Annotated in this window: 5 protein-coding genes and 1 pseudogene; 5 read left to right on the forward strand and 1 reads right to left on the reverse strand. The window is 68.6% G+C overall.

The features are described 5' to 3' along the window. Positions 1 to 1,165: pseudogene (locus ACLN58_RS17030) on the forward strand (hypothetical protein); the annotation flags it as partial. Between the two features lie 17 nt (positions 1,166 to 1,182). Here ACLN58_RS17030 and ACLN58_RS17035 read toward each other — a convergent pair. Continuing rightward, positions 1,183 to 1,617, reverse strand: a complete 435-nt coding sequence (locus ACLN58_RS17035; RefSeq protein WP_415856438.1) for a phage holin family protein — start codon at positions 1,615 to 1,617, stop codon at positions 1,183 to 1,185. A 57-nt stretch (positions 1,618 to 1,674) separates the two neighbouring features. Between ACLN58_RS17035 and hisC the strand changes: the two genes are divergently transcribed. From hisC to ACLN58_RS17055, 4 genes are all read left to right on the forward strand, one after another. Continuing rightward, positions 1,675 to 2,895, forward strand: a complete 1,221-nt coding sequence (gene hisC, locus ACLN58_RS17040; RefSeq protein ID WP_415856439.1) for a histidinol-phosphate transaminase — start codon at positions 1,675 to 1,677, stop codon at positions 2,893 to 2,895. A 159-nt stretch (positions 2,896 to 3,054) separates the two neighbouring features. Next, a complete protein-coding gene (gene pdhA / locus ACLN58_RS17045) occupies positions 3,055 to 4,281 on the forward strand; it encodes a pyruvate dehydrogenase (acetyl-transferring) E1 component subunit alpha (protein WP_415856440.1) in 1,227 nt (408 codons plus the stop codon). Next, a complete protein-coding gene (locus ACLN58_RS17050) occupies positions 4,281 to 5,261 on the forward strand; it encodes an alpha-ketoacid dehydrogenase subunit beta (protein WP_415856441.1) in 981 nt (326 codons plus the stop codon). The genes pdhA and ACLN58_RS17050 overlap by 1 nt, the downstream gene beginning before the upstream one ends. A gap of 7 nt (positions 5,262 to 5,268) precedes the next feature. After that, positions 5,269 to 5,508: biotin/lipoyl-containing protein (locus ACLN58_RS17055; RefSeq protein ID WP_415856442.1), on the forward strand; the 240-nt coding region annotated here is incomplete at its 3' end.

The raw sequence follows: 5,508 nt of genomic DNA on the forward strand, positions 1-5,508 counted from the left end.
GGCCTGCTCGGGGTCCGCGCTCGCCGTCAGGTACGGCGACGAGTCGCTGCGGATCGAGGGCACGGCCCGCCGGATCGCGTCGGAGGCCGAGGGCGTCGCTGCATCGGTCCGCACGGCGGCCTCCGCGTACGAGGAGGAAGAGGCCCGGCGTGCCGCAGCAGTCGACGGGCTCCAGAACTTCCTCGCGGGCTCGGAAATCGTGCCCCTTCTGCTGAGGCAGTTCGGGCTCGGGGGCTTCGCCGACCTCATGAGGCGTTCGAACGAAGGCCCGGGCAGGACCCTCGCCGGGATGGCCCGTGAGGCTGCGAGTGGCGGGATCGAGGATTCTCGCGAGGGCGCGCTCGCGGTCGATCGGGCGCGGGTGGCCGCCGGTTCGGGCGATCCAGGGACGTTCGCCTACTCGCTTCGAAGCCTGCGCACGGCCCAAACCCAAGTGCCTCTCGACGACGGATCGAGCGTGCCGGAATCGTCGATTCTCGTGGAGCGATTCGTGCGAGCGGACGGGACGGTGGCGGTCTTGGTCACGGTTCCCGGTACCCAGACGTGGAGCCTCGACGACGCGAACCTGATGGACAGCGAGGGGATTCTGGACGGGATGGCCGCCCGGGACAGCCAGATCCGTGAGCTCATCCGCCAGGCCCTCGCGGAACAGGAACTCGGGCAGGACGACGAGGTGGTGTTTACGTGCTACAGCCAGGGGGTGATCCACGTGATGGGACTCCTCGAAGACGAGGAGTTCCTTGCGAGGTACCGGGTCTCGGCCGTGACGGCCGTCGGCGGGCCGGTCACGGCATTCAAGCCGCCCGGCGCCATCCCCGTCCTGAGCCTCACGAACGCGGATGACATCGTGCCGGCCGCGGCGGGGAGGATTGGGGAACCTTCGAGCTCGGTCGTGATGGTCCGAACGCCTCCTCGGGGAGGCGCGGCTGAGAGAGTGACCTTCCCCCAGGAAACGCTCGCCCAGGCTCACGACCTCGGGAACTACGAGCGGGACGCCGCCCTGTTGGACGGCTCGTCGAATCCCTCGATCGCGGCGCACGCAGCGATCGTCGGCGCCGCGTTGGGCGGGGCATCGCTTGGCGGACTTCCGCCGCAGAGGGAGCGGCTCGCGTACACGGGTACGGACACGAAGGCCAAGACCGGCCGGGCGAGGCCGGGATCATGAGTGGGCGGTTCGGACCCTCAGCGGTCGCGGCGATTGGCGCCCAGCAGGAAGCCCATGATCGCCGAGACGAGGGAGATGATGATCGCGCCGAAGATCGCCGTCCAGAAGAACGAATCGATCGTCAGATGGACGGGGGTGTAACCGCTCAGCCACGCCGTCAGCGCGAGCATGGCCGCGTTGATGACGAGCGCGAAGAGGCCGAGCGTGAGGCATGTGACCGGCAGGGACAGGAGCTCGACGATGGGCCTGACCAGCGCATTGACGAGGCCGAAGATGAGGCCGATGAACAGGTACGCGAGCACGACGCCAAGGGTGTCGCTGTGGCCGCCGGCGCCGGAATTGGCAGCCAGATCCGCGGCGGCGGTCGAGTTGATCCGGATGCCGGGCAGCAGGAAGCTCGCGACCCAGAGAGCCACGGCGTTGACGACAATACGGAGCAGGAACCGCATCATGGGCCTATCGTTCCACACCCTGCTGTCGCCGCGCTCGCCCCCGCTACCCTTGGAACCATGACTTCTGCACTGAACAGCCGCGACGGCGCCGAAGCAGCCGCCGTCGCCGTCAGCGGCGCCGAGGCCGGTACCCCGAGCCCCGCGTCCGCCAGCAGCCCCATCGCGTCCGTCGACCCCCGCCCCGCGTCCGTCGATCCGCGTTCCGTGATCGGCCGCCTCCCGAAGTACGCCGCAGGCAAGCCCCCGGCCCCGATTCCGGGGCTCGAGAGCTTCAAGCTTTCCTCCAACGAGAACCCGCTCCCGCCGATTCCGGCGGTGCTCGAGGCGATCGCGGCCCAGACCGCCGTCAACCGCTACCCGGACGCAGTGGCGACGGCGCTCCGCAAGCGGCTCGCGGAGTTCCTCGACGTTCCGGCCGAGGACATCGTGACGGGCGGCGGGAGCCTCGGCGCGCTCAATCAGCTTCTCGCAGCGTTCGCGGGGCAGCAGGACGACGGCGTGCAGGAGGAGGTGCTGTACGCGTGGCGCTCCTTCGAGGCATACCCCATCTCGGTGGGTCTGGCCGGGGCGAAGAGCGTGCAGATTCCTGTCACGACGGACGGTCGCCACGACCTCGAGGCGATGGCCGCCGCTGTTACCGAGCGCACGCGAGTCGTGCTCCTGTGCACTCCGAACAATCCGACCGGCCCCGCGCTGCGCCGGGAGGAGACGGAGCGCTTCATCGAATCGGTGCCGGGCAACGTTCTGGTCGTAATCGATGAGGCGTACCAGGAGTTCGTCCGGGACCAGGAGGCCGTGGACGGCATCGCGATGTACCGCAAGTATCCGAACGTCGTGGTGCTGCGAACGTTCTCGAAGGCGCATGGCCTAGCGGGCCTCCGCGTGGGCTATTCGATCTCGCGCCCCGAAGTGACCCAGCACCTCCGCGTCGCCGCAGTTCCGTTTGCCGTGTCGACGGTGGGGGAGCACGCCGCGATAGCGTCCCTCGACCATTTCGCCGAGGTTGTAGAAAGGGTACAAACGCTCGTCGACGAGCGGGATCGGGTCATTGCGGGGCTTCGCGAAATCGGCTGGTCCGTTCCGGACGCACAGGGCAACTTTGTGTGGCTCGATCTCGGCGAGGCGACGCAGGACTTCGCGGCCCTCGCCGCAACCCAAGCGCTCTCGGTGCGGGCCTTCGGGAATGAGGGCGTCCGGGTCACCATCGGGGAGCCGGAGGCGAATTCGCGAATCCTCGAGCTCTGTAGAACCTTCACAAAAGCCCCGATAGCTTCCTAGCGATTAACCTATGCTCTGCGGCCCAGCCGCACTCTGTAGAGTGACAGCTGGGCCGCAGGCATATATTCCGAATGTGGAATACATTCCGGAAAAGGAATATATATCGAGGCGGCGGACTGTCCGGACCACGGAACCACGACCACGGCAGGAGGCGGCGGCATGGCAGGACATCTGCCCACCACCGAGTTCGACGACATCCCGGAGGAATTGCTCGACGAGCTCGAGGCCCTGGCCCACGGGCGAACCGAGGGCCACGTCAACATGGTGCAGCTCCTCGATGAGGAGGGCCGGTTCCACAACGGCTCCCACTTCTCGGAGCGCGCGCGCCGCCTGACCCGAGAGGAACTGCGCGAGCTCTACCGCGACATGGCGCTGATCCGGCGCTTCGACGTCGAGGCCACCGCACTTCAGCGCCAGGGCCAGCTCGCCCTCTGGGTTCCGCTCCGCGGCCAGGAAGCTGCGAACATCGGCTCCGGCCGAGCCACGCTTCCCCAGGACTACATCTTCCCGACCTACCGCGAGCACGGCGTCGCGCTCACGCGAGGGGTCGAGCTCGGCGAGCTCCTGCGGCTCTTCCGGGGTGTGTCCAACGGCGGCTGGGACCCGACGGAGACGAACTTCCATCTCTACACCCTCGTGCTCGCCGCCCAGGTGCCGCACGCCGTCGGCTATGCCATGGGCCTCCAGCGCGACGCCTCCCGCGCCGCCGCCGCGGGGCGCGACGCTGGGGACCCGGCCGCCGTCGTCGCCTATTTCGGTGACGGTGCGAGCTCGGAGGGGGACGTGCACGAGTCGATGGTCTTCGCATCGAGCTTCAAGGCGCCCGTCGTGTTCTTCTGCCAGAACAACCAGTGGGCCATCTCGGTGCCCACGCAGGTGCAGTCCCGCATCCCGCTCCACAACCGGGCGAAGGGCTACGGTTTCCCGGGCCTCCGGGTGGACGGGAACGACGTGCTGGCCGTGAAGGCCGTCACCGAATGGGCCCTCGAGCGGGCGCGCAGCGGCAAGGGGCCTGTGCTCATCGAGGCCTACACGTACCGCCAGGGAGCTCACACCACGGCTGACGATCCAACGAAGTACCGGCTCTCCGAAGAGGAGCAGGAGTGGCTCGCGAAGGATCCCGTGGCGCGGTTCGAGAAGTTCCTGCGCGCCGAGGGCCACGCTGATGACGCGTTCTTCGCCGAGGTCGCGGCGGAAGGCGACGCCCTCGCGGCGAAGGCGCGCAAGGACGTCCTCGCCTTCGAGCCGCCCAGCTTCGAGGAGGCGCTTGGCCACGTCTACGCCGAGCCGCACTCCCTCGTGGACGCCGAGCTGGCGTGGCACCTCGAGTACGAGTCCGGCTTTGAGGACACCGAGGAATCGAACACGGCGGAAGGCGGCCACTGATGCCCACGATGACCCTGGCCAAGGCGATCAACGCCGGGCTCCGTGACGCCCTCGCCGCCGACGAGACCGTGCTGCTCATGGGCGAGGACATCGGCTCGCTCGGCGGCGTCTACCGCGTGACGGAGGGCCTCAAGGCCGAATTCGGCGACGACCGCGTGGTGGACAGCCCGCTGGCGGAGTCGGGAATCGTCGGCACGAGCATCGGTCTCTCGCTGCGGGGGTACCGCCCGGTCGGCGAGATCCAGTTCGACGGCTTCGTGTTCCCCGCGTTCAACCAGATCACGACGCAGCTCGCGAAGCTCCATGCCCGCAGCGCCGGCCGGCTCACCGTCCCCGTGACGATCCGGATCCCGTACGGCGGCGGCATCGGCTCGGTCGAGCATCACTCGGAGTCGCCGGAAGCCTTGTTCGCGCACACGGCGGGGCTGCGGATCATCACGCCGTCCAACCCCCACGACGCCTACTGGATGACTCGCCGCGCGATCGAGTCGGAGGACCCGGTCATCGTCTTCGAGCCCAAGCGCCGCTACTGGCTCAAGGGCGAGGTCGACACCGCGGATCCGGGCGCCTCGACCGATCCGTTCCGGGCCCATGTGGTCCGCGCGGGCACCGACGCGACGGTCGTCGCTTATGGGCCGCTCGTGCCGGTGGCGCTCGCCGCCGCCGAGGCTGCGGCCGGCGACGGGCGGAGCATTGAGGTGATCGACCTCCGCTCGCTGTCGCCGATCGACTTCGACACCGTGACCGCCTCGGCCGAGAAGACCGGTCGGCTCGTCGTCGCGCACGAGGCCCCCACGTTCGGCGGGCTCGGCGGCGAGATCGCCGCCCGCGTCTCCGAGCGCGCGTTCCTCTCCCTCGAGGCTCCCGTGATCCGGGTGGGCGCGTTCCACATGCCCTACCCGGTCGCGAAGATCGAGGGCCAGTACCTCCCGGACATTGACCGCATCCTCGAGGCCCTCGACCGGGCGTTCGCGTACTAGGAGCCGCATGAGCAAGCAGATCTTCAACCTCCCTGACGTCGGCGAGGGTCTGACCGAGGCGGACATCGTCTCGTGGAAGGTCAAGCCCGGCGACACGGTCGCGATCAACGACGTCCTGTGCGAGATCGAGACCGCCAAGAGCCTCGTCGAACTCCCGAGCCCCTACGAGGGCACGGTCCTCGAGCTCCTCGCACCCGAGCACGAAACGATCGAGGTCGGCTCGCCGATCATCGCCATCGGCACCGGG

Source organism: Sinomonas sp. G460-2 (assembly GCF_047759905.1).
Taxonomy (GTDB): domain Bacteria; phylum Actinomycetota; class Actinomycetes; order Actinomycetales; family Micrococcaceae; genus Sinomonas.